This is a genomic window from Collinsella sp. HCP3S3_E11 (assembly GCF_052067375.1).
In the GTDB taxonomy this organism is placed as follows: Bacteria; Actinomycetota; Coriobacteriia; order Coriobacteriales; family Coriobacteriaceae; genus Collinsella.
Genome location: NZ_JBQHQI010000011.1, coordinates 18,372 through 43,716, shown reverse-complemented (window position 1 = coordinate 43,716; position 25,345 = coordinate 18,372). Strand labels below are relative to the sequence as shown.

The 25,345-nt window shown below is 61.6% G+C and carries 19 protein-coding genes; 5 read left to right on the top strand and 14 right to left on the bottom strand.

The features are described 5' to 3' along the window. Nucleotides 1-109: 109 nt before the first annotated feature. From ACTM86_RS07080 to ACTM86_RS07050, 7 genes are all read right to left on the bottom strand, one after another. Complete coding sequence (locus ACTM86_RS07080; protein WP_229770701.1) at nt 110-823, bottom strand: ABC transporter ATP-binding protein; 714 nt, start codon at nt 821-823, stop codon at nt 110-112. Beyond that, the gene (locus ACTM86_RS07075; protein ID WP_154517194.1) at nt 824-1,684 is read right to left on the bottom strand and encodes an ABC transporter ATP-binding protein; all 861 of its coding nucleotides are present in this window, start codon (nt 1,682-1,684) and stop codon (nt 824-826) included. Next, nucleotides 1,674-2,753 carry a branched-chain amino acid ABC transporter permease gene (locus ACTM86_RS07070; protein WP_427719716.1) on the bottom strand — a complete coding sequence of 360 codons (1,080 nt, stop codon included), beginning with the start codon at nt 2,751-2,753 and terminating at the stop codon, nt 1,674-1,676. Before ACTM86_RS07070 ends, ACTM86_RS07075 begins: the two co-directional genes overlap by 11 nt. 9 nt (nt 2,754-2,762) lie before the next feature. Beyond that, entirely contained in the window at nt 2,763-3,644 is an 882-nt protein-coding gene (locus ACTM86_RS07065; RefSeq protein WP_154517188.1) for a branched-chain amino acid ABC transporter permease, read from the bottom strand. Between the two features lie 139 nt (nt 3,645-3,783). Next, nucleotides 3,784-4,971 (bottom strand): ABC transporter substrate-binding protein, encoded by a 1,188-nt coding sequence (locus ACTM86_RS07060; protein ID WP_441017259.1) that lies wholly within the window; start codon nt 4,969-4,971, stop codon nt 3,784-3,786. A 270-nt stretch (nt 4,972-5,241) separates the two neighbouring features. Beyond that, entirely contained in the window at nt 5,242-5,670 is a 429-nt protein-coding gene (locus ACTM86_RS07055) for an ABC transporter substrate-binding protein (protein WP_441036928.1), read from the bottom strand. Nucleotides 5,671-6,075: 405 nt separating this feature from the next. Continuing rightward, the gene (locus tag ACTM86_RS07050) at nt 6,076-7,563 is read right to left on the bottom strand and encodes an ATP-binding cassette domain-containing protein (RefSeq protein WP_390369504.1); all 1,488 of its coding nucleotides are present in this window, start codon (nt 7,561-7,563) and stop codon (nt 6,076-6,078) included. 573 nt (nt 7,564-8,136) lie between these two features. On the opposite strand from ACTM86_RS07050, the gene ACTM86_RS07045 reads away from it, so the two are divergent. Further along, nucleotides 8,137-9,033: a tyrosine-type recombinase/integrase gene (locus ACTM86_RS07045; protein ID WP_441017262.1), complete on the top strand. Its 897-nt coding sequence runs from the start codon at nt 8,137-8,139 to the stop codon at nt 9,031-9,033. 21 nt (nt 9,034-9,054) lie between these two features. Here the strand turns inward: ACTM86_RS07045 and ACTM86_RS07040 are convergent, their stop codons facing one another. From ACTM86_RS07040 to ACTM86_RS07015, 6 genes are all read right to left on the bottom strand, one after another. Beyond that, nucleotides 9,055-9,534: a DUF6262 family protein gene (locus ACTM86_RS07040; protein ID WP_123219222.1), complete on the bottom strand. Its 480-nt coding sequence runs from the start codon at nt 9,532-9,534 to the stop codon at nt 9,055-9,057. Continuing rightward, a complete protein-coding gene (locus ACTM86_RS07035; RefSeq protein ID WP_441017268.1) occupies nt 9,518-11,101 on the bottom strand; it encodes a hypothetical protein in 1,584 nt (527 codons plus the stop codon). The genes ACTM86_RS07040 and ACTM86_RS07035 overlap by 17 nt, the downstream gene beginning before the upstream one ends. Then, a complete protein-coding gene (locus ACTM86_RS07030) occupies nt 11,094-13,265 on the bottom strand; it encodes a tyrosine-type recombinase/integrase (protein WP_441017271.1) in 2,172 nt (723 codons plus the stop codon). Before ACTM86_RS07030 ends, ACTM86_RS07035 begins: the two co-directional genes overlap by 8 nt. Then, the gene (locus ACTM86_RS07025) at nt 13,265-13,813 is read right to left on the bottom strand and encodes a hypothetical protein (protein WP_441017274.1); all 549 of its coding nucleotides are present in this window, start codon (nt 13,811-13,813) and stop codon (nt 13,265-13,267) included. The genes ACTM86_RS07030 and ACTM86_RS07025 overlap by 1 nt, the downstream gene beginning before the upstream one ends. Beyond that, the gene (locus ACTM86_RS07020; protein ID WP_441017277.1) at nt 13,797-14,957 is read right to left on the bottom strand and encodes a tyrosine-type recombinase/integrase; all 1,161 of its coding nucleotides are present in this window, start codon (nt 14,955-14,957) and stop codon (nt 13,797-13,799) included. The genes ACTM86_RS07025 and ACTM86_RS07020 overlap by 17 nt, the downstream gene beginning before the upstream one ends. Nucleotides 14,958-15,036: 79 nt before the next feature. After that, nucleotides 15,037-15,777, bottom strand: coding sequence for an ABC transporter substrate-binding protein (locus ACTM86_RS07015; RefSeq protein ID WP_441017280.1), 741 nt, complete (start codon nt 15,775-15,777; stop codon nt 15,037-15,039). Between the two features lie 250 nt (nt 15,778-16,027). Between ACTM86_RS07015 and ACTM86_RS07010 the strand changes: the two genes are divergently transcribed. Together ACTM86_RS07010 and ACTM86_RS07005 are read left to right on the top strand one after the other, a co-directional pair. Beyond that, a complete protein-coding gene (locus ACTM86_RS07010; RefSeq protein WP_441017283.1) occupies nt 16,028-17,371 on the top strand; it encodes a homoserine dehydrogenase in 1,344 nt (447 codons plus the stop codon). Nucleotides 17,372-17,585: 214 nt separating this feature from the next. After that, nucleotides 17,586-18,335 (top strand): SDR family NAD(P)-dependent oxidoreductase, encoded by a 750-nt coding sequence (locus tag ACTM86_RS07005; RefSeq protein ID WP_427796203.1) that lies wholly within the window; start codon nt 17,586-17,588, stop codon nt 18,333-18,335. A gap of 408 nt (nt 18,336-18,743) precedes the next feature. Here the strand turns inward: ACTM86_RS07005 and ACTM86_RS07000 are convergent, their stop codons facing one another. Beyond that, on the bottom strand, nt 18,744-20,306 hold the full coding sequence (locus ACTM86_RS07000) for a cation:proton antiporter domain-containing protein (RefSeq protein WP_441017326.1): 1,563 nt from the start codon (nt 20,304-20,306) through the stop codon (nt 18,744-18,746). 184 nt (nt 20,307-20,490) lie between these two features. Between ACTM86_RS07000 and ACTM86_RS06995 the strand changes: the two genes are divergently transcribed. Both ACTM86_RS06995 and ACTM86_RS06990 read left to right on the top strand, forming a co-directional pair. After that, nucleotides 20,491-24,237 (top strand): phosphoribosylformylglycinamidine synthase, encoded by a 3,747-nt coding sequence (locus tag ACTM86_RS06995; RefSeq protein WP_441017323.1) that lies wholly within the window; start codon nt 20,491-20,493, stop codon nt 24,235-24,237. A gap of 100 nt (nt 24,238-24,337) precedes the next feature. Then, nucleotides 24,338-25,273 carry a DMT family transporter gene (locus ACTM86_RS06990; RefSeq protein ID WP_427728283.1) on the top strand — a complete coding sequence of 312 codons (936 nt, stop codon included), beginning with the start codon at nt 24,338-24,340 and terminating at the stop codon, nt 25,271-25,273. Nucleotides 25,274-25,345: the final 72 nt, after the last annotated feature.

Sequence of the window (25,345 nt, the reverse complement as noted above, 5' to 3'; positions counted from 1 at the left end):
ATGACACTTCTATTTCCACACGGCATTGTCGCACTTTAAATACCAAGCCAACGGATCATTTCAAAAGGGGCGCTGACCGAGTTGGTCAGCGCCCCTATTACTGGATGGATTAACCACCAAGATAAGCTTTGCGGACGTTGTCGTCGTGCAGCAGCTCTTGGCCGGTGCCGGTCATGGTGATCTTGCCGGTCTCGAGCACGTAGCCGCGTGTGGCGATGGAAAGCGCCATCTGCGCGTTCTGCTCGACCAGGAGCACCGTGGTGCCGGCCTTGTGCAAATCCTCGACAATCTGGAAGATCTGCTCGATCAGGATCGGCGCCAGACCCATGGAGGGTTCGTCGAGCATGAGCAGCTTGGGGTTACTCATAAGGGCACGACCCATAACGAGCATCTGCTGCTCGCCGCCCGAAAGGGTGCCGGCCACCTGGCGACGGCGTTCCTTCAGGCGCGGGAACTGCTCGTAAACACGTTCGAGGCCCGGGGCAACCGTGGACTTGGGCTGTGTATAGGCACCCATCTCCAGGTTCTCCTCGACCGTCATCTGCAAAAAGGCACGACGCCCCTCGGGTACCTGAGACAGGCCCTTGCCAACCAGCTTGTCGGCGGGCGTATGGATAATGTCCTCGCCCATAAACTTGATGGAGCCGGTCTTGGAGCGCAGCAGGCCCGAGACAGTCTTGAGCGTCGTGGACTTGCCGGCGCCGTTAGCGCCAATCAGGGCCACGATCTCGCCCTCGTTAACGTTAAAGGAGATGTCCTTAATGGCGTGGATGGCGCCGTACCAGACGTTGATGTTGTAGACGGAAAGCATCGGCTCTGCCATTTAGTTCTCCCCCTTATCCTGCTTGCCCAGATAAGCCTCAATAACGGCTTCGTTGTTCTGGATTTCCTCGGCCGTGCCCTTGGCGATGACCTTGCCAAAGTTAAGCACGCAGATACCCTCGCAAATATTCATGACGAGCGACATGTCGTGCTCGATGAGCATGATGGCAATGCCAAAGGTGTCGCGAATCTTGACGATGTTCGCCATGAGCTCCGCAGTCTCGGACGGGTTCATGCCGGCGGCAGGCTCGTCGAGCAGTAGTAGCTTGGGATTGGTGGCAAGCGCGCGGACGATCTCCAAACGACGCTGAGCGCCGTAAGGCAGCGAGCCGGCCTGCTCGTTTGCCAGATGTTCCATATCAAAGATAGACAGAAGCTCCATGGCGCGCTCATGGGCGGCCTTCTCGTGCTTCCAATACGTCGGCAGGCGCAGCACGCCCTCAAAGCCGGAGTAGCGCTCCTGGTTGTGCAGGCCGACCTTTACGTTGTCCTCCACCGTCATGGTGTTGAACAGGCGGATGTTTTGGAAGGTACGAGCGATACCCATGCGGTTGACCTGGTAGACGGACTTGCCCGAGGTGTCCTCACCGTCGAGCAGGATGGTGCCGTGCGTGGGCTGGTACACCTTGGTGAGCAGGTTGAAGACCGTGGTCTTGCCGGCGCCGTTGGGGCCGATGAGACCGGCGATCTCGGTCTTACCGATGGTCAGGCTAAAGTCGTCGACCGCCTTGAGGCCGCCGAACTCAATGCCCAGGTGGATGCACTCGAGCGCCGGGCGCTCGCCCAGGTCGCGGTCGGGAACGATGGCGCCAGAAGGATACGGGACCATCTTGCCCTTGTTGAACTCAAAATTACTGGGCATCGGTTGCCACCTCCTTCTTGGAAGCAAAGCGGTCCTTAATGCGCGCGAAGAACGCCTTGAGCTGCGGGTTGTTAGTAAAGACCATGACCAGAATCAACACGATGGCGTAGATGAGCATGCGGTAGTCCGAGAACTGACGGAGCAGCTCGGGGAGCACCGTGAGCAGCGCCGCCGCGATGACGGAACCGCGCATGTTGCCCAGACCGCCCAGGACCACGAACACCAGAATGAGAATCGACGTGTTGAAGTCGAACTTAGTGGCGGAGAGCTGCGAGAAGTTACCGCCGAAGAGGGCTCCGGCAGCACCGGCGAGAGCGGCGGAAACCACGAAGGCGATCATGCGGTACTGGGTGACGGAGATACCCACGGACTCGGCAGCGATCTTGTTATCGCGCACGGCCATGATGGCACGACCGGTGCGGCTGCGGACCAAGTTGAGCACAATCACGAGCGCAACCATAACCAGGATGGCGCCAGCAAGGAACGTCGAGTAGGTCGAAACACCAGATGCGCCCTGGGCACCCTTGATGATAGCGGTGCCGTCTTCGAGCAGGTGTAGGTCGTCGATCGTGGAATTGCCCGTGATGTTAAAGATCACGTGCAGGCCGCGGGAATCGACGCCCACAATGAGGCAGGTAACAATCTCTTTGATAATCTCGCCAAAGGCCAAGGTTACGATGGCCAGGTAGTCACCGCTCAGGCGAAGAACCGGAATACCGATCAGGAAGCCCAGAATGGCAGCGGCGATAGCGCCGACCACAATGCTGATGATCAGACGCACCGGGTCGGACGGAACGGCGCTCTCCAGCGCGACGGCGGTGACGATTCCCGTATAGGCGCCGACGCTCATAAAACCCGCGTGGCCCAGCGACAAGTCGCCCGCGATGCCGACGACGAGGTTGAGCGAGATGGCCATGACGATATAGGCCGTGATGGGAACCAGCTGACCGACAATCATGCGCGGAATCATGTGGTTAGACTGCATAAAGAACACGATGGCGAACGCCACAACGCACATGGCGTACGTGACAAAGTCGTGACGCGTCTGCTTGTCTGTAAGAAACTTCATAACGCTCACCTACACCTTCTCGGGTACGTACTTGCCCAAGAGGCCGGCAGGCTTGACGAGCAGGACGATGATCAAAACGCCAAAGACGATGGAGTTGGCAAGGCTCGTGGAAATATAAGCCTGCGCCATCGCCTCGATGATGCCGATGAGAATGCCGCCGACAAAGGCACCGGGGATGGAGCCGATGCCGCCGAAAACGGCAGCGTCGAAGGCCTTGATGCCAGGCATGGCGCCCGTGGTGGGCTGCAGAACCGGCGAGTAGGAGCACAGGAGCACACCGGCGATGGCGGCAAGGGCGGAGCCGATGGCGAACGTCATCGAGATGGTGCGGTTGACGTTGATGCCCATGAGCTGAGCGGCGGCCTTGTCCTCGGACACGGCGCGCATTGCCTTGCCCATCTTGGTCTTACCTGTAAAGATCATCAGACCGGCCATGATAACCAGGCAGGCGACGATGGTGACGAGCGAGACGGCACTTACGTTGAACTTGGCCAAGAACTCCGGCACCGGAAAGGTGACGAGCGAAGTGAAGTTCTTGGGCGTGGCGCCCCACAGAAGCTGCGCGGCATTCTGCAGGAAGTAGGACACACCGATGGCCGTGATCAGAACGGCCAGCGGGCCTGCTTGGCGCAGCGGCCTATAGGCCAGACCCTCAATGAGAACACCGAGAACCGTGCAGACCACACAAGAGAGAACTACAGATGCCCAGCCCGGGAGGCCGAGATACGACGTGGCGCAGAACGAGACATAGGCACCGACCATGATGACATCGCCGTGAGCGAAGTTGAGCATCTTGGCGATACCGTAGACCATGGTGTAGCCCAACGCGATGATGGCGTAGACGCTGCCCATGGACAGGCCGTTGACCAGGTATTGGATAAAGACCGTCATGTTCCACATCCCCCTTTCGAATAGGTTTCCAGTTGATGTATGAAACAGGGACGTTACGTTGTCCCCAGATACCAAGCAAGCAGGGAAGGCGAAAACCTCCCCTGCTTGGGATCAAAACCGCTCTATATAAGGCGGCCTATTAGGCCAGTACGTACTTGCCGTCGGTGATGACATACGCCGTAGGATCCTTCTGGACCTGGCCCTTGTCGTTCCAGGAGAGCTTGCCGGTCAGACCGTCAACGGTAATCTTGAGCATAGCCTTGGGCAGCTTCTCGGCGACCTCGGACGGGTCGGCGTCGACACCAAGACCGGCCTCCTTGAGGGCCTCGACCACCGCGTGCACGCCGTCGTAGGCATCGGCGGCAAACTGGTCGGGGGTATCGCCGTACTTATCCTTGTAAGCGTTGACAAAGTCGGCGTTCTTCTCGTCGTCGGCGGAGAACGGGGTCATGAGCAGCAGACCCTCGGCAAGAGAGGTGTCGAAGCCCTCGACGCCCAGGATGCCGTCCATGCCGTCGCATCCCATCATCTTGACGTCGTAGCCCATGTCCTTGGCGTTCTTGAGCAGGACGGACGCCGGCGTGTAGTAGATCGGCGCAAAGATCATGGTGGCGCCGGCCTGCTTGGCCTTGGTCAGCTGGTTGGTAAAGCTCGTAGCGGAGTCGTCCTTAAAGGTCTCCTCGTCAACAATCTCGAGCTTAGACTCAGCGGCCTGAGCCTTAAAGGAATCTGCAATGCCCGAAGAATAAGCGTCGCCGGAGTTATAGAACAGCACGAACTTCTCGTCCGCATACTTCTCTGCCAGGAACTTGGCAGCGTTGACGCCCTGGTTGGGGTCGGTAAAGCAAACCTGGAAGACGCAATCCTTTCCGTCGGTGACGTCCTCGGAGGACGCGGACGGGGTGATCATGAATGTCTTGGGGTCGTTACTGCACTCTGCGGCAACGGCAACCGACGCACCCGTGGTGGTCGGGCCGACGAGGGCCTGCATGCCCCAGTCGAGCAGGTTATTAAAGGCGTTGACGGCCTTCTCGCCGTCGGCCTGGTCGTCCTCGGCCTTGCTGGCAAGCGGCAGCTCCTTGGTGGAGAAGTCCTTGCAGCCAAGCTCGACGCCCTGGGTAACGGACTTGCCGTAAGACGCGGCGGCACCGGTCAGCGGGCCAATGGTGCCGATCTTAAACGAAGCGTCGCTCGAAGCGGAACCGCTGTCGCCGCCGTTGGAGGAGCAGCCAGCTAGAATGGACATCGCCCCCAGACCTGCTGCGCTCGCGATAACGCTCCTGCGATTCATAACAGGGTTCAATGACTTACCGGTGAGGCTCGACATGCGGCTCTCCTCTCAAATCTCGTCGGGTTTCGGTTACCCGACAGGCCATCCTCCGCCGTCTTCGGCGTTCGCAAAATAGTAGACGCTTTAGTTGAGAAAAGTGGCGATTATTTTGAACTTTTCTTTTGCCTTATCCATTTATCCATAATTATGCGTATTTCTGTCGGTTTATACAGTTTAGCGACTTTATTGTGTGAAAGTAATGTTTCCGTTCTGTTACAAGCTTTCCTGCCCTGAATAACATGGCCCCACCGGTCTCGTTATATGCACTTAGGCGGCGATGTACTTGCCGTCCTGAATCACATAGGCCGTAGCGGGCTTCTCGACTTGGCCCTCGTCGTTCCACGTGAGCTCGCCTGTCAGGCCCTCAATCTTGATCTTGCGCATAGCCTTGGCAAGGTCGCCGGCAATGTCGGCGCCGTCGACCGTAATGTCGATGTCCGCCTCATCGATTGCCTCGACAATCGCGTGGATGCAGTCATAAGCATCGGCGGCAAACTGGTTGGGCGTCTCGTTGTAGGCGTCCTTATATGCCTTGACGAAGTCGGCGTTCTTCTCATCGTCGGCAGAGAACGGGGTCATGAGCAGCACGCCCTCGGCAAGAGAGGTGTCGAAGCCCTCAACGGAGAGCAGGCCGTCCATGCCGTCGGTGCCCATGAGGGTCATTTCGTAGCCCATGTCCTTGGCGTTCTTGAGCAGGACGGACGCCGGCGTGTAATAGATCGGGGCAAAGATAAGCGTTTTATTATGTAATGGCTTAGTGTTATTGAAGACTTACTTACTCACTGTAATCATGTTAGCACACCGACCAAGGGTTTCTATGAGTCCTTATTTGTTTGTCCGTGCTAGATATTTGACGGTGACTTTGATGGGACTTTCATCTTGGTGTCGAACTCCACGACTCTGTCATCACCTTTAAGCCACTTGCAACCACAGGATAACAATAGTCGCTGTCATCACGAGCAAACCGCTTGCGTCCACCCTTTGGCAATAGTCGCTGTCGTCACGAGCAAGCCGCTTGCGACTACCCACGCGGAGTTAAACAATAATTGCAAACTGAAGCTGCAAATCCACCCGACAAGGCTCTTTTATAAAACCCATTGTTTAGACGACCAGCAATCTCATCAGGCTCTCACCTTGAATAGTTTCCCAGCCAATCTGCGTGACTGCCTCCGACAGCTGTCTATCATGCGTAACCAACAGTAACGCGCCAGAGAAACCGCTCAGCATCTCCTGCAGCGCCTCAATAGAACCCACATCAAGATGATTCGTCGGCTCGTCGAGTACGAGGAGGTTGGGATTCGTAACAAGCTGTTCAGCAAGCATGAGTTTGCGGAGTTCGCCAGGACTCAAATCGTCGCCATCGAGCAGTTTGTCAGGGTCGGAGTTCAACCGCGCCACGATGGAGAGGATGCGACCTTTCGTCTCCTGGTCCTGGTCTCGGAGATGCCTCAGTGCTCGCTCGCGTTCCTCTGGCCCGACGTCCTGGGGAACGTACGCAACTTTGACATTATCAGGAACAGATTCGATGACGCTTCGTACCACCAGGCTCTTTCCCGTTCCGTTCGCACCGGTCAACACCACGTGATCCGTTGGCGAGATCCAGAGCTCCGGCACATCTATCGAGAACTCGCCAGCAGACAGTCGCGATGCCTCCAAGTGCGCCACGCAACTTGAGCGCGCAGCGACGCCGAACTCGCCGATACGATGGTCGTATCTTTTCGAGACGGTTTTCTCAGAAAGCTCTGCCTCGGCCTTTGCGAGCCGCCCGCTCATTTTGGACGAGAGCTTCCCTGCAACGCCGTCCTTTCCAGAGACTATGGCGCGTCCGATCTTCTCCCGAGCGTCGCTGTCTTTTTTGCTCAAGCCGCGCTTGCTTCGCTTGCCCTTCTGACGTGCCGCCTCTTCGCTCCTGCGCTGGGCTTCTGCCTTCAGGCGCTTAGCTTCACGAGAGGCTTGCTCGCGATCCCTCATCGCAGAGGCGCGTTCGCTCGCCGCTTGGTCGCTTGCCTTCGAGTACCCTCCGGGTCGCATGGTCCAACGCGCGCCCTCGCACATGAGGCTCTGGCCCACAAGGCCGTCGAGCAGATCCCTATCGTGCGAGATGAGGATGCCGATGCCGCCGAACGAAGCCAGCGCCTCCTTCACGATGTCGCGCGTGGCGGCATCGAGGTCGTTGGTCGGCTCATCCATGATGAGGACATCCGGTTGTGCATAGAGGGCGCATGCGATCTGGATCCGCTTCTGCTGACCGCCCGAGAGCGTGTCGTAGCGCCAGAACCAGTCGTCTTCGATGCGGAGCAGCGCCCTTGCCCGTTGCGCCTCCTTGCCCCAATCCGATGCGAGATCGAAGAGCTTGTCAGGCTCTTGGGTCGAGTCTTGCTCGCAATACGACGCGAACAGATTCGGGCTCACCGTTCCGGAATCGGGCGCAATAGCGCGGGCAGCTATACGGGCGAGCGTGCTCTTCCCGCATCCGTTGTCGCCGATGATGCCCGTCCATCCCGTCGGGAACGTGGCGCTGACGTCTTCGATGGCAGGCGATGCCGTACCGGGGTAGGTATAGTTGATGTGGGTGAGATTCAGTTGCATGGCGAGCTCCTTTGAGAGGAGGTCGCGCAGGGGTCAGGCACGCGATGTATGGATTTGGAACGAGAAGGCACTGAAGCGATGCGGCACCCTGAAGCGCGACCGGATGTACAGAATGGTCGTATGGGGTACCCGAAACGGGCATCGCTAGTTCTTCATCTAACCTGACCTAACTCGAAGCGGCGCTTGCCAAAGGCCCCGCTGGATTATTGATATCTAGGATTATAGCATGGTAATCAGGTGGCAACTCGCCGGCGCGCCCTTGGCTCGTCGCTTCACCCAAGTGCTGATTGGTGCTGAGAGCGGAGAGACTGCGTGGCACTGCTCCCTCTAGCTGGCGCCTGATGCTGGAAAGCATCGCGCAGAAACGCCCGCCCTTCCCGCAACCCGCCAGAGCATGGCCGAAGGCGGCGGTTGGCACTGCAGCCTCCTCCCATGTTATCTTTATTGAAGATAATTAAGAAGGTGGTGCACGATGTGCAGAACATACCCGGGAAAGGAAACGAAACACAGAACCAACTCATAACAGCGACGCAGCAGCCCTCGAGTCCCGTGGCCCTGAGCGCAGACGTTGAGATGCTGCTCGAGCGCTTTTTAGTCGAGGCCGAGCTGGCCGAGACCACGAAGGAGACCTACCGCAGGACCCTGAGGGGCTTCTTCGCGTGGAAGGAGGAGCGAGGGATCGCAGACCTCGCCAGGGGAGACATTCTCGCCTACAAGCAGGACATGCTGGCGCGGGTGCGGCCCTCGACGGCGAGCACCTACCTCACCGCGGTCAAGAGCCTGTTCAAATGGCTCGAGTCCGTGAGAGCCTACCCGAACGTGGCCGCGGACATAAAGACGGTCAAGCTAGTGGGCAACATCCACCGCAAGGACGCGCTGACGCCGGCGCAGGCCAAGCGCGTGCTCCAGGTGCTGAAGGGCGACACGCTGCAGGCCAAGCGCGACTTCGCGCTGGTGAACCTGCTCATCAGAGTCGGCTTACGCTCGGTGGAGGTCACGCGAGGCCGTCTGGGTGATTTGCGCAACAGGGGCGATCAGACGATTCTGCTCGTCCAGGGCAAGGACAGGGTCGAGAAGGACGCGCTCGTGGTGCTGACCGATGCGACTCTAGGACCCATTTACGACTACCTGGCAGCGCGCAGGTGCGAGGGGCGCGAGGTCGTCGGGGAGGACTCGCCGCTGTTCGCCAGCCTCTCCAACAAAACATATGGGAAGCCGCTGTCCACGCGCAGCATACGGCAGATTGCGAAGGAGGCCCTGCGCGCGGCGGGGCTCGATAGCGAGAGGCTCACGACCCACAGCTTCCGGCACAGCGCGGTGACGTTCGCGTTGCTGGGGGGCGCCAGCCTGCAGCAGGCCCAGGCGCTCGCAAGGCACACGAACCTGACGACCACGATGGTCTATGCCCACAACGTCGACCGCGTGAGCCAAGCTCCGGAGCGTTTTGTCGACGGCCTCCTCGACGACTAGGAGCCCGAGGCCGGGGCCGCGTCATGCGAGGGGGATGCCCGAGAGGTCGCTCCCCAGCACCTCCAGGTACTCCAGCAGCTGCTGGTACTTGCCCCGGAGCAGCAGGAGCTGTTGCTGGAGCTCCGCGTTCTCCTCCTTCAGCTTCCTCGATTGCTTCCTGCTCTTGTCGAGGGCGATGTCGAGGTCCTGCAGGCGTGACTGCGCCCTCTGGAGCTCCCTTGACAGCCTGGTTATCTCGGCGTCCTTGTTCAGCTCGCGCCTGCCCTCTTGGCTCACCTTGCCCGTCGGCTTGAACTGGCAGACCCGGTTCTTCGCCAGGAGCTCCTTGACGTGCTGCTGGCTGAACGTCCCCGAGCTCAGCCCCGTGAGCGCCATGAGCTCCTTCTTGGTGACGATGCGGTGGTCCTCTTCGATCTCGTCGATGGCCCCCTGGATGAGGGCCAGCGTCTTCTCGCGCTTCGCCGCGTACATCCTCTGCATGTTCTCACTGGGCTGCTTCATCAGAGACCTCCAGGTCCTCGTCGCTGATAGCGCTCAGCACGCGCTGGGTCAGCGTTTCGTATGCGTCTATCCAAGCACCGCAGAGCTCGGCGAAGACCTCGTTGCCACAACTTAGAGCCTTCTCCTGCTTGCTGCGCCAGTCGTCGAGCTCGCTTTGATAGTAGTCGAGGTCGCCGGCGTCGGGGACGAGGTAGCTGCAGCGGAGGCACCTCGACCTGTCGGCGCTGCAGCCCCTTGCGTCCGAGCACAGGCCGATCCTGTGGACCCTCTTGGCGAAGGGCTTCGACAGGATCCTGTCGAAGCGCGCGGGGTCGTCTGTGTTGATGATCCTGCCCCTGAACACGACGGGGTCGTCCTTGCGCAGGTCCTTGACGGAGGTGTGGGTGTAGCTCTGCTCGATCATCTTGGTGTTGTGGTGGGCGGTGAGCGGCAGCAGGTCGATGGCGCGGAAGAGGCCCGAGTTCATGCGGTCGCTGACGGCGTTGTGGCGGAACTGGTGCGTCGTCGGGGAGTAGGGCTCGCCGTGCTCGTCGACGATTCCCCTGCACTTGCAGAGCCGCGAGAAGAAGCGGTTGCAGCTTCCAAGGTTCTTCGGCTTGAATGCCGACCCGTGAGTCCTATAGCATCTCTCCCCCGTCTTCGGGTCCCTTATGAGCCTGTAGGCCCGCGAGGTGAAAAGCCACCTTGCATTCTCGCCGAGGTGCGCCAGCACCTCGTCCCTCTGGGCTGCCACCAGGTCGACGAGGAGCTTCCCCATGCCCTCGTACCTGACCTCGATCAGCTTGATGTCGCTCGGGACGTAGGGTCCCGCTTGCTTGAACGACGGGATCGTCAGGGTGTAGGTGTCCGCGTCGAGCCGCTTCAGGCACCTGACCGTCATGCTGAGGACCTCCGTGGCGCGGTTGGGGATCAGGCGCAGCATCCAGTAGAGGCACCTGTAGACCAGCGGGATGCCGTCTTTCATGAAGATGACGTCGAGCTGGCCGGCCACCTCGTCGGGGATGTACTTGTCCTCCTTCTTGACGTAGGCGGGGGCCCTCTCCAGCACGAACCTCTGCATGGCGGAGCTGATGTCGGTGAACCCCGACTCCCTCGCGAATGCCTCGAGAGCGTGCCAGTAATGCAGGCGCTTTCTCAGGGAGGTCTTCCGCTCTCCCGAGAAGAGGTAGGCATAGAAGGAGGCGAGCGCCTCCGGCGGGGCTTCTGCGAAGCTCTTGCAATCGTCGGGGATGAAGTCTGCGCAGTGCTTGATGGACATGCAGATGTCTGAGCTGATGGCAGCGGGGTCCCGCCCCTTCACGAGCCTCGTCAGCGCCCATCTCTTGGCCTCCTTCTTGAGGTGTTCGTTCGAGATACCCGTGAAATATATGTTGCGCGAGCTCGGTTTGACGTTCTTGTCGGGCTTCACCTTGTCGGCTTGCCAGACGTCGTCGCTGAAGCTCGAGGCAGAGCAGTAGTCTGAGAGCATCCTGGCCGCCTGCTCGTCGGTGACGGACACGGTGTTGGAGAGGACGACTGGCTCGAGGGCCGCGGACCCGGATGTGGGGAAGAGCAGGCTGTCAGGCATGTTGCGTTCCCTCCTCAATAGCGTCGAGCACGGCCCTGTAGCGCTCGTTCAGGGTTCTCTCCTGCGCGTACTCGGTGTAGCCCTCGTACTCGTCCATCGGGATGTCCAGCTCCGCGTACTTGGCCTCGAACTGCGCCAGCAGCCTCGACGAGTCCTCGTAGAGCTCCTGCCAGCGTGCTTGGAAGGCCCTTCCCGTGCACAGCTTGGGGCAGGACGCGCAGCTGATGTTGCCGAGGTCGGCGCACCTGCCCTCCGAGGGGTGCTTTGAGCACACGCCCAGCTCCACGTTGCGGCGGTTGGTGCAGAAGTCGACGTAGAGCCAGCGGCGCTCCTCCTCCGTGTACAGGTCGAGCCTGCCGCTCTCGATCAGGAGGTTGAACTTCTGCTGGAAGAACTCGCTGTTCAGCTCTGCGAGCCTCCTCATCCTCACCTCGGCGTAGACGCGCTCGGTGGTTCTGTGGTCGACGTGGCCGAGCTGCTTTTGCACGTCTGTAAGCGTGGCACCCGACGTGATGAGCTCGACGGCGACCGTCTTGCGCGTCTGCCTGGAGCAAAACGTGTCGTAACTCTCGTCGATCGACTGCATGCCGTACCGCTCGAGCAGCCTGTTGATCGCTCCGTTGAAGGTCGTCGCGGGGAACTCGGTCTTAACCCCGTTGGTGATGCAGAAGAAGAGCGTCTCGACCCCGTACATCTCCCTGAGGGCGGAGGTCTCCTCGATGTAGGCCTCGATCTCGCCGTGGAGCCCTGGCGAGATGACGGCGAAGATCTTGTCGCCGAGGCGCCGCTTGATCCTGGATGCCGCGGTCTTGGGGGACCTCGCCCTCACCTGCGGCATGCCGCTGGCGGGGTCCTCGGCCGTGATGTCCTCGACGCGGATGCTCTTGATATCGGAGAGGCGCCACCCGGTCTCCATTGCGAGCTTGAGCATCAGCCTGCAGGCGCTCGACCCAAGCTCGTCGACGTGCTCCTCGAGGAACACCAGGATGTCCTCGGGGATCTCCGGGGTCGCCCTCGAGTAGTCAGAACCGCTCCTGACCGTCAGGTTCGCGGTCGGGTCCGTGTCAAGGCGCCCGCGAGCGACGAGGTGCCGGAAGAACCTCCTGCAGCTGGTCAGATGATGCTTGAGCGTGCCGGGTGCATAGCCCTCCTTGCTCATATGCGAGAGCGCGGCGAGGACATGCAGCTCGCCCACGTCCTCTGGGCAGGTGATGCCGTATTCGCCGACGAGGAAGGAGAGCACGGTTAGCAGATCGGCCATCGCAGCCGGGATGCGCGCCAACGCGCGATGGTCAGAGCTCGCGCGTTGGCATGCATCCTGGTAGAGGAACCTCAGATACTCCCTCGCATCCTGCTGGAACAAACCCGTCCCGTCCAGCACGGAGAAGTCGAACCGCCTGCCTGAGAACGTCTCCCCCTTGGGGAAGTAGAACCACACCTCCGACTTGTCGCTGGCCACCTCGTCGGCGTTGCCGTCGAACATGAACCTGCGCAGGCCGGCGATCTTGTTCTCCAGGTGCTCGTCAAAAGCGTTTGCGAGGGTGGGGGTCTGCCGCACCTTCTTGAACGCCGCGAACTTCCTCACGTCCTCGTCTTCCAAATGCTCCTTGAAGTCGCGACGGAATCTGTGGAGGGGCAAGATCGGCCCCCTCGGAGAGTCGGGGGCCAGGTACCTGCCGGCGAAGAACGCATCGTATGCGCCCAGGAGCTCCTCGAAGCTGACGCCGCCTGGCAGTTCCGGTGCCGGCAACTGGGAGTCACCTGCGACAAGCAGTCCAGCAGGGACGGAGCTCTTGTCAACCCGCACAGCTTTCTCGTCGTAATAGGCGCGTTCCTCCGCGCTGAGATCTAGGAATTCATATACGGTGGTCCGGTTAGAGGTCGTAGCGTACGCAGCGTACGTGTAGGGCAACATCTCCCTAGCGATTACTTCATGCAGCCTGCGATAGTCCCACCGCTTGCCGTGCCCCCTCTCTCTGTGCTTTCGGTACCTCCCGACAGGGCGCCAGGAGAACCCGAAGATGTACGCGGTCAGGCGCGGGTAGGTGAAGTGTCGGTAGTTGCGATCGGACAGCCCCGAGGCATACTTCTCTGCCATGTCGCGCACATACGCCGCGAACTCCTCCTCGCCGATCTCCTCGACAACACAGTTGTCGAGCCACATCAGGAAGGAGTCGTGAGCTCTTCTGAAGTATCTTCCGTTGAACTCCTCGCGGACCGCTGAAGGGGTTCCCGATGATTGATGGCCTCGACGGCGCGGTCCCCGATCTGCACCGGGAAGCGGTGATAGGTGTAGAAGCGCTCCATGTACGTCTCGCCAAAGATACGTATCAGGGGGTTAACGCGGTCCCTGACCTGGTAGGTCAACCCGGTTATCACCTTGCAGAGCTTCTTTATGCCGGGCTTTTCCCAGGCTTCCTCGTCCTCGTGCATGGAGACGAGCACGTCGAGGAAGTAGTCGCTCAGCTCCTCCTCCGAGAACATGGAGGTCAGGGCAAGACGACACAGGGTCCCATAGCTATATGTCCCCTTCAGCGACTCCTCCAGGCCCTCGCAGGAGGGCAGCGGCGTGCGCGACTCCACGCAGGCGGCCAAGGCAGCAAAGTCGCTCACCGTCGCCGTGTCTGCGACATGGGTGTAGTTGTTGCTGCGCTTCGCACCCCCGGAGTTGTCCCTGATGTGCTCGAGCGCCTCCTCAGGTTGCCTGATCATCGGCGCGCCTCTTCTCCTTGGCTGCTTCGAGCCTCTTCCAGTTCTCGACGGCGGTCACCCTGTCCTGCCTGTTCTTGTAGGGCTCGGCAGACTCCATGCTCTTCCAGCCCATGATGTCCAGGATCTGGTTGTCGGTGAGGGAGGCGGGGTCTAGGGCCTGCTGCCTGAGGAGCTCCTCCATCTTCGTGCTCCTGCCGGAGTGGGTGCGCACCTTGGCGGGGTCGAGGCCGGCGTGCTTGGCGGCGCGCTTGATGATCTCGAGCGCGTTGTGGTAGGCCATCGGCTTGCCGAAGCTGCCCTCGCGCTCGCGCAGGTTCAGGAAGATCTCGGTCGGTACGAGCACTCCGGAATCGATCAGCTTCCCCTCGACGGCGCTGCGCTCGTTGTAGAGGTACTCCTCCAGCAGGCGCCGCGAGCGCTCCGACAAGACGCAGACGCGCCCCTCGCCCTCGCGCCTGCCCTTGCTGCGGAACAGCTTCAAGGTGCCCTCGTCTGCGCGGTAGAGGTCGATCTGGGCGGAGAGGATCTCGTCGATGCGAAGGCCGTCGAGCGAGAGGGAGAAGACCGCCTTGTCGCGGTAGGTGCGGAGGTTGCTGAGGATGGCGTCGACCTGCTCGTCCGTGTACCACTTCTCGTAGTCCACAGGAGGCTTGCCGCTGACGAAGGACGTCTCGGCGACATAGCGCGGCGACGTGGTCACGATTCCCTGGCCGTAGAGGAAGGAGTGCGGGTTCTCCCCACTTCGCTCCTCTGCGACCTCCATCTTGACCTCCCTGCCCTGGGAGCGCAGGAAGGTGTAGAAGCTGGCCACGACCGTGTAGTAGCCCCTGACGGTGAAGCCGGACCTCTTTCCCTCCACTGCGCCGACGAACGGGATGACGTTTCCGAACTGCAGGAAGCGCAGGAAGCCGGCGAGGTGCTTGGCGGTCGCGTCGGCGTAGCCGATGTGCCAGCAGTCCTGCAGGTAGTTGAGGTACTTGCACAGCTTGTAGGCGTACTGCCTCGCCGTCTGGGGCGAGCCCATGTTCATCTTGTGGAGGAACTTGTTGGCCCAGAAGGGGTAGGCGTCCGGATGGTTGATGATCCAGCCGTCCATCGTTCCCCCGTCGGCCTTCGGGTAGAGGCATTTTTCAACGGCAAACATTTTTTGTCACCTGAACAAACATCAATTCACTGGATAACGCTTAGTTAAACATCACAATAAGTGCTCGACCTATCAACGACTAAAAATAAATCTTAGTATCTGAAATACATAATAAAATGAAGGTGGCGCCGGCCTCCTTGGCCTTGGTGAGCTGGTTGGTAAAGCTCGTGGAAGAGTCGTCCTTAAAGGTCTCGGTATCGACGATATCGAGCTTGGACGCCTTGGCCTGCTCGGCAAAAGCGTCGGCAACGCCCGAGCTATACGTATCGCCGGAGTTGTAGAACAGGGCGATCTTGGCGTCTGCATACTTCTCGGCCAAAAACTTTGCGGCGCTGGCGCCCATGGTGGGATCGGTGAAGCAAACCTGAAAGACCGTGGTCTTATCCTTGGTGACGTCGAGCGACGAGGCTGAAGGCGTGACCATGAGCATATCGTCGGCGATCTCGCCCGAGACGGCGACGGCGGCACCAGTCGTGACGGGGCCGACGAGCGCCTGCATGCCCCAGTCGCACAAGGTATTGAAGGCGTTGATGGCCTTCTCGCCGTCGGCGACGTCATCCTCGGACTTAAGCGAGAGTTTGAGATCCTTGGTCGAGAAATCCTTGGCGGCGAGCTTGGCACCTTTCTCGGCCGAAACGCCATAGGTTGCCGCGGCGCCGGTCAGAGGGCCGATGACACCGATCTTGAAGGTCTTACCGTCATCGGCGGAGCCGCCGTCCGAGCCACCCGACGAGCAACCAGCGAGTGCGGCAGCGCTGCCGAGCGCCGCGGCGCCGGCGAGAAAGTTCCTACGGCTGAGCGTGCTGTTGATGTTGAACATGGTGTCCCCCTTTTTCGCTGGCCGCGGTGCGGCCGTCTTGCGGTACGGGGCAAACCTTATGGCGCAAACGTTGACAGTTTGTTACGGAGTTCCGTTTGTAGCGAGCATGTTTCCAATGTTTCTGCAGCGTTTCGGGGGTGCCGTTTTGTGCGACTCCTGTTGCCTGGCGAGCGCGCACTCTCGGTTCACGCTAGAATGCACTCAACATTACTTGATCAATCAATCTATAAGATGCACGAAGGAGCTATCTATGAGCGAACCCCTGCGCACCGTGAACGTCGGTCTGATCGGTCTGGGAACCGTCGGCGGCGGCGTGGCCCGTCTGATCAAGAGCCACCACGATGAGTACCTGGCCGCCTACGGCATCGACCTTAAGCTGACCCGCGCCTGCGCGCTTGCCTGGGAGCAGGCCGAGGCGGCAGGCATTGAGCGCGAGGCCTTTACGAGTGACTGGCATGACGTCGTTACCGACCCCGCCGTCGATATCGTCGTCGAGCTGATCGGCGGCGAGCATCCCGCGACCGAGATCTTCACCACCGCCTTTGAGAACGGCAAGCACGTCGTCTCTGCCAACAAGGCCCTGTTGGGCCGCCACGTCGAGACGCTTGCCGAGAAGGCGCGCGCGTGCGGCGTGCAGATTAAGTGCGAGGCCAGCTGCGGCGGCGGCATCCCCATCGTGAGCACGCTTGAGCACGACCTGGTGGGCAACAAGATCCTGACCATCGCCGGCATCCTCAACGGCACCACCAACTACATCCTGTCGCGCATGGACGCCGAGGGCGCCGATTACGCCGACGTGCTTGCCGACGCGCAGGCCAAGGGCTATGCCGAGGCCGACCCGTCCGCCGACGTCGACGGCTTCGACGCCGCCAGCAAGACGGCGATCCTCGCCTCCATCGGCTTTGGCACCCGCGTGACCACCGATGATGTGTACCAGCAGGGTATCCGTACCATCGGCGCCGAGGACATCGCCCAGGCCCGCGAGCTCGGCTACACCATTAAGCTGCTCGGCATCGCCCGCAACACCGACGCCGGCGTCGACGTCCGCGTGCATCCCACGCTGATTCCCGCCGACCACATGCTCGCCAAGGTCAACGGCGCCATGAACGCTGTCTACGTGGTAGGCGACGCCGTGGGCGAGACCATGTTCTACGGTGCCGGCGCAGGCTCCTTCCCCACCGCGAGTGCCGTCGTGGGCGATATCCTGTCGCTCTCCGAGCAGATCAGCCGCGGCGTGGCTCCGCTGCCCGAGATTGAGCCCTATGGCCACAACCTCGCCTTTAAGCCCATGGACGAACTCCAGACCAAGTACTATGTGCGCCTGAAGGTCGCCGACCGCGTGGGTGCCCTGTCCGAGACGGTCGATATCTTTGCCAAGCACAACATCTCGATCTCGCTCATCAACCAGGTCGAGGACGGCAAGTCGGGCGTCAGCGATGCCTGCTCGGTCATCTTCCTGACGCACCGCGCGCTCGAGAAGGACGTCCAGGCTGCCGCGGCCGAGCTTGCCAGCGTCGACTGCGTGGCCGAGGTCGCCAACGTCCTGCGCATCGAGAACGTCGAGGCCTGGACCGAAGGCGTCATGGCCAACTAACCCAACGCTCGCCCAGCAATACGCGCTTTGAGGGCTCCCGTCCGATGTGGGACGGGAGCCCTTTTGCCTCCTGCCCTAAGCACAACGGCAGAGCACATTTGCGCGAGCCGCTCATCGGTAACGCGCGCTACCGTTCACCGATATGCAAACGCGGTCGATTTCGGCTACCGCTACGCTGTGCTGAGAGTGTCCGCCCGCGATGAGAGGAAGCACTATGTTGCTCGAGGGCAAGAAAGCAATCGTCACCGGAGGCACGCGCGGTATCGGCTATGCCATCGCCTGCCGTTTTATCGAAGAGGGCGCCGCCGTCACCGTCTTTGGCTCGCGCCAGGAGACTGCCGACGCGGCCGTTGAGAAGCTGGCGGCCGCCTATCCCGACGCCAAGGTCTGGGGCCGCTCCTGCGACCTCACCTCACTCGAGGCCGTGACCGAGGCTTTTACCCAGGCTGCAGCCGACATGGGCGGCCTGGACACAGTCGTCAACAATGCCGGTATCTCCCAGCGCTCGCCGCTTTTGGACTACACGGCCGAGGAGTTCGCCAAAGTCATGGACCTCAACGTCGTCGCCGTCTTTAACGGTCACCAGGCGGCCGCCAAGATTATGACCGAGGCCGGCCACGGCGGCACCATCACCACCACGAGCTCGATGGTCGCCAAGTACGGTCAGCCCTCCGGCGTCGGTTACCCCACGTCCAAGTTTGCCGTCAACGGCATGGTCCAGTCGCTCTCGCGCGAGCTCGCCCCCATGGGCATTCGCGTCAATGCCGTCGCACCCGGCGTAACCAAGACCGATATGGTCGCCAACCTGCCCGAAGAGGTCATCAAGCCCATCATCGCCACCATTCCGCTGGGTCGCATGGGCGAGCCCGAGGATGTCGCCAACGCCTTTGTTTTCCTGGCGAGCGACATGTCCTCCTACGTCACGGGCGCCGTGCTCCCCGTCGACGGAGCCGCCCGCTCCTAAAGGTCGCAAGCCACGACTTCGAACCTCAACGAGGCCCAACGCAAAAGGCGCGCTGCCTGCATCAACCGCAGGCAGCGCGCCTTCTTCTGTTTGTAAGGGAAACAGCGTCCCGGTATTTCAGCTCCGAACGGGACACAGCTTCCCTCAGGGCCATGTTTCGGAAAATGCGCCCCGTTTTGAACGCCAATTCTGGGACGCGCTTTCCTCAAGGCCTTTGATTCGGAAAGCGCATCCCATTTTGAACCTTCAGACTGGGACGCGCTTTCCGGCAGGAGTCCAAAGCGGAAACCGCATCCCACTCTGGGCGTCCATTCTGGGATGTGACTTCCCGATGGGGGCCGATGCGGAAACTGCGTCCCGTTTCGGGTCTTTAAAGCGGGACGCGGCTTCCCCTAGGGAAGCATCTCGTTATTTGCCGTCGTCGTCCTGGGCTTCATCGCGCGCGTAGAGCTCCAGCATGCGGCGGCGGTATTCGCGCACGGCGAGCTTGGCGCGCTCCAGGCGGCGGCGCTCACGCGGAGTCAGCTTGGACGGGTCGATCTCGTCGCCATAGGTCTTCTCAGCCAGCAAATGAGCGGCGTCCACGATGCGGGCATCGATGTGGCCGCTCGCTGCCTCGATCGAGAGGCGTTCAGCAATGGAATCAAGGGTAGGTATGCCGTCGAGCGAACGACCGTGACCATGCGAGGTCAGCAATTCGTGTTCGCGCGCGAGCAGGCTCGCTAGGTCGTGGTGAGCGCGCAGGATATCGAGTGCGTCGGCAGGGTGCTCGGCGACCTCTGCCACGGCAGTGGCCGGCGCGGCATCGACCACGCGATAGAAGAGCTGCGCGAGCAGCGGCATCAAGAACACCGTGATGGCACCGGCGGCTACCATAACCGAGGCGACGTCTTGCGACAGAGCGCCTGCGTTGACGGCCACACTCGTCACGGCAACGATGATCGGCAGGGCCGTAGTGCAGTACAGAGCCACGGTAATGCGGCCATACGCCGAAACGTCACGTGTCGCGGGACAAATGCTCATAGAGACAAGGATCGGCACGGCGCGAATGATCAGCAACGCCGCGATAAAGCCCACGAGCAGACCCGGGCGCGACGCCACGGCCGTCAGGTCAATCTTTGCGCCCGACACGGTAAAGAACACCGGAATCAAAAAGCCATAGGCCAGGCCATCGAGCTTGGTCTCGAGCGTATGGTTGCCCTCGGGGATGATATAGCGCAGGACAAAGCCAGCGGCAAAAGAGCCCAACACGATGTCGAGGTCAAAGATGGCGGAAAATGCCACGAGTGTGACCAGAATGAGCACCGTCAGGCGCACGAACGTCTGCGACGTCGTGTCGGCCCGCTCCTCGACAAACGCAAAGAAGCGGCTGCCGACGCGCTTGGAGCGGCTCGGAACCACGGCCAACAGCACACAGACCAGTGCAAACAAGCCAAGGATCACGAGCGTCTGGATACCAGTACGAGCGGAGAGCAGCACCGACATGGCGAGCACGGGACCGAGCTCTCCCCACGTGCCATAGGCAAGGATGGAGTCACCCACACGCGTGCCGGTCAGCGAACGCTCACGCATGATGGGCACGAGCGTGCCGAGCGCCGTCGAAGTAAGCGCCAGCGTCACGGCGATACCGTCGAAATGGCTGACCGAGAACCACGGGGTAAAGCGCACGGCAAGCCAGGCAATGCCAAACGTGACGACCCACGTCGCCATGCCGTAGCGTCCCTCGACGCCCGTGATGTTCTTGGGGTCGATCTCAAAGCCGGCAAGCAGGAACAAAAAGGCCAGACCGAGCTCGGACACAAGCGATACCTCGGCATCTACATGGATGACGCCGAGCATGTGAGGCCCCAGCACCGCGCCGAACACGAGCAAAAAAACCGTCTCGGGAACGGGCTTTCCGGGAATCGCCGATGCGATAAAGGGGCTTGCGAAGGCCACAAGCGCGATGATGGCGAGCGAAACGAATGCCATGTGATGCCTTTCTCTTGTTTGCGCTTCACTGTAGCACCCTCGCCGTCCTCAATACGCCATGAGCTGTCGTATCATAGTGACGTTTACAAACATGTGGCTCAAGGCGACCGCGAGGCTTGTCCCGCAAACCGACCGCTGCCGCATACCGCACCGTACGCCCAACCGATCAGGAAGGCAGGAACCAATGGTCTCTCGTATTTACGTGGAGAAGAAACCCGGGTTCGACGTCGAGGCTCAGCAGCTCAAGGGCGAGCTGACCGAAATTCTCGGCATCAAGGGCATCGAGGCCCTGAGGATCATCAACCGCTACGACGTCGAGGGCATCGACGAGGAGCTTTTCCGCTCCTGCGTTCCGACCGTCTTTAGCGAGCCCCAGGTCGATGTGACCTACGACGAACTCCCCGCAAGCGATGGCGCCGTCTTTGCCGTCGAATTCCTGCCTGGCCAGTTTGACCAGCGCGCCGACTCCGCCAGCGAGTGCGTGCAGCTCATCAGCCAGGGCGAGCGCCCCGCCGTGCGCTCCGCCAAGGTCTATATGATCTCGGGCGCTCTGGACGAAGCCGCCATCGAGGCCATCAAGCACTACGTGGTGAATCCCGTCGAGGCCCGTATCGCCTCGCTCGACCTACCCGAGACGCTGCACATGGAGACCCCCGAGCCCCAGCCCGTCGAGGTGCTCGACGGCTTCCGCGAACTCGACGAGGCCGGCCTTGCCGCCTTTATCTCCGAGCGCGGCCTTGCCATGGACGAGGCGGACATCGCCTTCTGCCAGCAGTACTTCCGCGATGAGGACCGCGACCCCACCATCACCGAGATCCGCGTGATCGACACCTATTGGTCCGACCACTGCCGCCACACCACCTTCGGCACCGTCCTGGACGACGTGACAATCGATGACGCCGTGGTACAGCAGGCCTTCGACCGCTATATGGAGATGCGCCACGAGCTCGGTCGCGACGCCAAGCCCGTCTGCCTCATGGACATGGGCACCATCGGTGCCAAGTACCTTAAGAAGACCGGCGTCATGACCGATGTCGACGAGTCCGAGGAGATCAACGCCTGCACCGTCAAGGTGAAGGTCGATGTCGACGGCGAGGACCAGGACTGGCTGTTCCTGTTTAAGAACGAGACCCACAACCACCCGACCGAGATCGAGCCCTTCGGCGGTGCCGCCACCTGCGTGGGCGGCGCCATCCGCGACCCGCTCTCTGGCCGCAGCTATGTGTACCAGGCCATGCGCGTCACCGGCGCCGGCGACCCCACCGTCCCGGTCTCCGAGACGCTCGAGGGCAAGCTGCCGCAGCGCAAGCTCGTGACCACCGCTGCCGCCGGCTACTCCAGCTACGGCAACCAGATCGGCCTTGCCACCGGTCAGGTCAACGAACTCTATCACCCCGGCTACGTGGCCAAGCGCATGGAGGTCGGCGCCGTCGTGGGCGCCACCCCGGCAAACCACGTGCGTCGCGAGTGCCCCGCCCCCACCGACAAGATCATCCTGCTGGGCGGCCGCACCGGCCGTGACGGCATCGGCGGCGCCACCGGCTCCTCCAAGACCCAGAACACCGATTCCATCGAAACCTCGGGTGCCGAGGTCCAGAAGGGCAACGCCCCGGTCGAGCGCAAGCTGCAGCGTCTGTTCCGCCGCGGCGACGCCTGCCGCCTGATCAAGCGCTGCAACGACTTTGGCGCCGGCGGCGTCTCGGTCGCCGTGGGCGAGCTTGCCGACGGCCTGTATGTCGACCTGGACACCGTGACCAAGAAGTACGACGGCCTGGACGGAACCGAGCTCGCTATCTCCGAGTCCCAGGAGCGCATGGCCTGCGCCGTCGCCGACGGTGACGTCGAGGAGTTCATGGGTTATGCCGCCGAGGAGAACCTGGAGGCGACCGTCATCGCCGAGGTTACCGCCGAGCCGCGCATGCGTATGGCCTGGAACGGCGTCGCCATCGTCGATCTGTCCCGCGAGTTCCTCAACTCCAACGGCGCACCCAAGCACCAGGTCGCCCACGTGTGTGCCCGTAGCGTGTGGCAACCCAGCTGGGCCGGCACCACGCTTGCCGAGCGCATGACCTCGCTTGTCACCGATCTCAACGTCGCCTCCAACAAGGGCCTTTCCGAGCGCTTCGACTCCACCATCGGTGCCGCTACCGTGCTCATGCCCTTTGGCGGCAAGACGCAGCTCACCCCGAGCTCTGCCATGGTCGCCAAGTTCCCCGTGGACGGCGAGACCACCACGGCGAGCGCTATGGCATGGGGCTTCAACCCCTACCTGATGGAGGCCGACCAGTTTGCAGGCGCCTACCTGTCCGTGGTCGAGTCCATCGCCAAGCTCGTTGCCGCCGGCTTTGAGCACAAGCGCGCCTACCTCTCCTTCCAGGAGTACTTTGAGCGCCTGCGCACCGAGCCCGAACGTTGGGGCAAGCCCATGGCAGCCGTCCTGGGCGCCCTTATGGCCCAGGTCGACCTGGGTGCCGGCGCCATCGGCGGCAAGGATTCCATGAGCGGCTCGTTTGAGGACGAGGCCGGCGAGCTCAACGTTCCGCCGACCCTGATCAGCTTCGCTGTCGCCGTGGGCCGTGCCGCCCGCGCCGTCTCCCCCGAGTTTAAGGGCCTCACGCACCGCGTCGTTCGCATCGCCCCCGCCACCTATGGCGAGGACTACCGCCCCGATGCCCAGCAGCTGCTCGCCGCGTTTGACGCCGTCGAGGCGCTCACCGCTACCGGCGACGCCCTGGCCGTCTCCACGCCCGGCTACGGCTGCGGCGCCGAGAGCCTCTTTAAGATGTGCGTCGGCAACCAGATCGGTATCGAGCTTGCCGAAGATGTGGACGTGGAGAGCCTCTTCACCCCGCTCTACGGCAGCTTTATCGTCGAGCTCGCCGAGGACGCCGAGCTGCCCGAGGTCGCCGACGGCGTTGTCGTCGAGCCCCTGGGTACCACCGTCGAGGGCTATGTCATCGACACCGGCTCCGAAGTCATCGAGCTCGCCGAGCTCCAGGAGGCCTGGGAGAGCGGTATCGAGGGCGTCTTCGCCTACCGCAGCGCCGGCGAGACCCCCGAGGTCGAGGCCATCGACTTCCGCGCCAAGGATATCCACGTGTACGGCGGCGCCAAGATCGCCCGCCCGCGCGTGATCATCCCTGTGTTCCCCGGCAACAACTGCGAGTACGATAGCGCCCGCGCCTTCCGCGCCGCCGGCGCCGAGGCCGACACCTTCGTGATCAACAACCTCACGCCCGAGGCCGTCGCCGAGAGCACCCACGAGCTCGCCCGCCGCATCCGTGCAAGCCAGATCGTCATGATTCCCGGCGGCTTCTCGGGCGGCGACGAGCCCGACGGCTCCGCCAAGTTCATCACGGCGTTCTTCCGCGCTCCCGAGGTCACCGAGGCAGTCCGCGACCTGCTCAAGGCCCGCGACGGCCTGATGCTGGGCATCTGCAACGGCTTCCAGGCCCTGATCAAGCTCGGCCTGGTGCCCTACGGCGACATCGTCGACGCCACGCCCGATGCGCCCACGCTGACGTTCAACACCATCGGTCGCCATCAGAGCCGTCTGGTGCGCACCCGCATCTCGTCCAACCTGTCCCCGTGGCTGTCGCAGTGCAGTCTGGACGACCCCTACACCGTCGCCATCAGCCACGGCGAGGGCCGCTTTGTCGCCAACGATGAAGTGCTCGCCCAGCTGATCGCCAACGGCCAGGTCGCCACGCAGTACGTGGGCGAGGATGGCAAGCCCAGCATGGATCTCTCCGTCAACCCCAACGGCTCCGCACTCGCCATCGAGGGCATCACGAGCCCCGACGGCCGCGTCCTGGGCAAGATGGGCCATGCCGAGCGTCGCGGCGACAACCTGTACCGCAACGTGCCCGAGCATGTCCCCGGCGATAAGTTCATGCCGATCTTTGAGAGCGGCGTAGCCTACTTCGCTTAAATACGTTCCCATCGGGTACAATCCCCTCGGGTAACAACACCCGCCACCGGCACACCCGGTGGCGGGTTCTTTTTTACTTCGCGCATACAGGAAGGACATCATGGAAAGCCGCAAGCCGTATCTCGCCACCCTGCCCGGACTCATCCTGGGCTGCCTCGTCTGCTGCGCACTCTGGGGGTCGGCTTTCCCCTGCATCAAGATCGGCTATGAGCTCTTTGGCATCCCCGCGCACGATAGCGCCTCGCAGCTGCTCTTTGCGGGCTTGCGCTTCACGCTTGCCGGCGCCCTGGTTATCGTTGGGATGAGCGCGGCCCAGCGCTGCCCACTCGTTCCACAGGCTCGCGACATTAAGCCCATCTGCATCCTGTCGCTCTTCCAGACTATCGGGCAGTACTTCTTTTTCTACCTGGGACTCTCGCGCGCCAGCGCCATGTCGAGTTCCATCATCGAGGCCAGCGCCAACTTCCTCGCCATCCTCTTTGCCGCTCTGGCGTTTCGCACCGAAAAGCTCGATGCGACCAAGGTGCTCGGCTGCGTACTGGGCTTTGCCGGCGTCGCATTCGTCAACCTTTCGGGTGCGGACGGCACCTTTGGCTTTACACTCGACGGCGAGGGATTTATCTTGGCTTCCACTATTGCGGGCGCCCTGTCGACCTGCCTCATTGGCATCTTCTCGCGCGAGCATGACGGCGTCTTGCTCGCCGGCTGGCAGTTTTTGGTCGGCGGTTTGGTCCTTACCGCCATCGGGTTTTTGATGGGCGGCGCGCTATTCCCCACCGAAATCGCCCCCGCCATCGCGCTCATCATTTATATGGCGCTCATTTCCGCCGTCGCGTACTCGCTGTGGTCCCGCCTACTCGCCGTCAACCCCGTTAGCCGCGTTTCGGTCTTTGGCTTTATGAACCCGGTCTTTGGCGTGCTGTTGAGCGCGTTGTTGCTCGGAGAGGGCGCTGGCACGAGCCCTGTTACCGTAATTGTGGCCCTGCTCTTGGTCTGCAGTGGCATCATCATTGTCAACAAACCTAAAAAGGCCTAACAAACCACCCCGTTTTGAAAAGGGCAGCTCTCACTTTAGCTTAATGGAGCACACTGTATCTCGTTGATTTCG

What these genes read in the sequence shown, in the direction of transcription:
- ACTM86_RS07070 (WP_427719716.1), bottom strand. Translation starts at nt 2,753, where the DNA reads ATGAAGTTTCTTACAGACAAGCAGACGCGTCACGACTTTGTCACGTAC.
- ACTM86_RS07020 (WP_441017277.1), bottom strand. Translation starts at nt 14,957, where the DNA reads ATGTTTGCCGTTGAAAAATGCCTCTACCCGAAGGCCGACGGGGGAACG.
- ACTM86_RS07015 (WP_441017280.1), bottom strand. Translation starts at nt 15,777, where the DNA reads ATGTTCAACATCAACAGCACGCTCAGCCGTAGGAACTTTCTCGCCGGC.
- ACTM86_RS07040 (WP_123219222.1), bottom strand. Translation starts at nt 9,534, where the DNA reads ATGAAGCAGCCCAGTGAGAACATGCAGAGGATGTACGCGGCGAAGCGC.
- ACTM86_RS07060 (WP_441017259.1), bottom strand. Translation starts at nt 4,971, where the DNA reads ATGTCGAGCCTCACCGGTAAGTCATTGAACCCTGTTATGAATCGCAGG.
- ACTM86_RS06995 (WP_441017323.1), top strand. Translation starts at nt 20,491, where the DNA reads ATGGTCTCTCGTATTTACGTGGAGAAGAAACCCGGGTTCGACGTCGAG.
- ACTM86_RS07005 (WP_427796203.1), top strand. Translation starts at nt 17,586, where the DNA reads ATGTTGCTCGAGGGCAAGAAAGCAATCGTCACCGGAGGCACGCGCGGT.
- ACTM86_RS07075 (WP_154517194.1), bottom strand. Translation starts at nt 1,684, where the DNA reads ATGCCCAGTAATTTTGAGTTCAACAAGGGCAAGATGGTCCCGTATCCT.
- ACTM86_RS06990 (WP_427728283.1), top strand. Translation starts at nt 24,338, where the DNA reads ATGGAAAGCCGCAAGCCGTATCTCGCCACCCTGCCCGGACTCATCCTG.
- ACTM86_RS07035 (WP_441017268.1), bottom strand. Translation starts at nt 11,101, where the DNA reads ATGCCTGACAGCCTGCTCTTCCCCACATCCGGGTCCGCGGCCCTCGAG.
- ACTM86_RS07050 (WP_390369504.1), bottom strand. Translation starts at nt 7,563, where the DNA reads ATGCAACTGAATCTCACCCACATCAACTATACCTACCCCGGTACGGCA.
- ACTM86_RS07080 (WP_229770701.1), bottom strand. Translation starts at nt 823, where the DNA reads ATGGCAGAGCCGATGCTTTCCGTCTACAACATCAACGTCTGGTACGGC.
- ACTM86_RS07025 (WP_441017274.1), bottom strand. Translation starts at nt 13,813, where the DNA reads ATGATCAGGCAACCTGAGGAGGCGCTCGAGCACATCAGGGACAACTCC.
- ACTM86_RS07045 (WP_441017262.1), top strand. Translation starts at nt 8,137, where the DNA reads ATGCTGCTCGAGCGCTTTTTAGTCGAGGCCGAGCTGGCCGAGACCACG.
- ACTM86_RS07065 (WP_154517188.1), bottom strand. Translation starts at nt 3,644, where the DNA reads ATGACGGTCTTTATCCAATACCTGGTCAACGGCCTGTCCATGGGCAGC.
- ACTM86_RS07030 (WP_441017271.1), bottom strand. Translation starts at nt 13,265, where the DNA reads ATGTGGCTCGACAACTGTGTTGTCGAGGAGATCGGCGAGGAGGAGTTC.
- ACTM86_RS07000 (WP_441017326.1), bottom strand. Translation starts at nt 20,306, where the DNA reads ATGGCATTCGTTTCGCTCGCCATCATCGCGCTTGTGGCCTTCGCAAGC.
- ACTM86_RS07010 (WP_441017283.1), top strand. Translation starts at nt 16,028, where the DNA reads ATGAGCGAACCCCTGCGCACCGTGAACGTCGGTCTGATCGGTCTGGGA.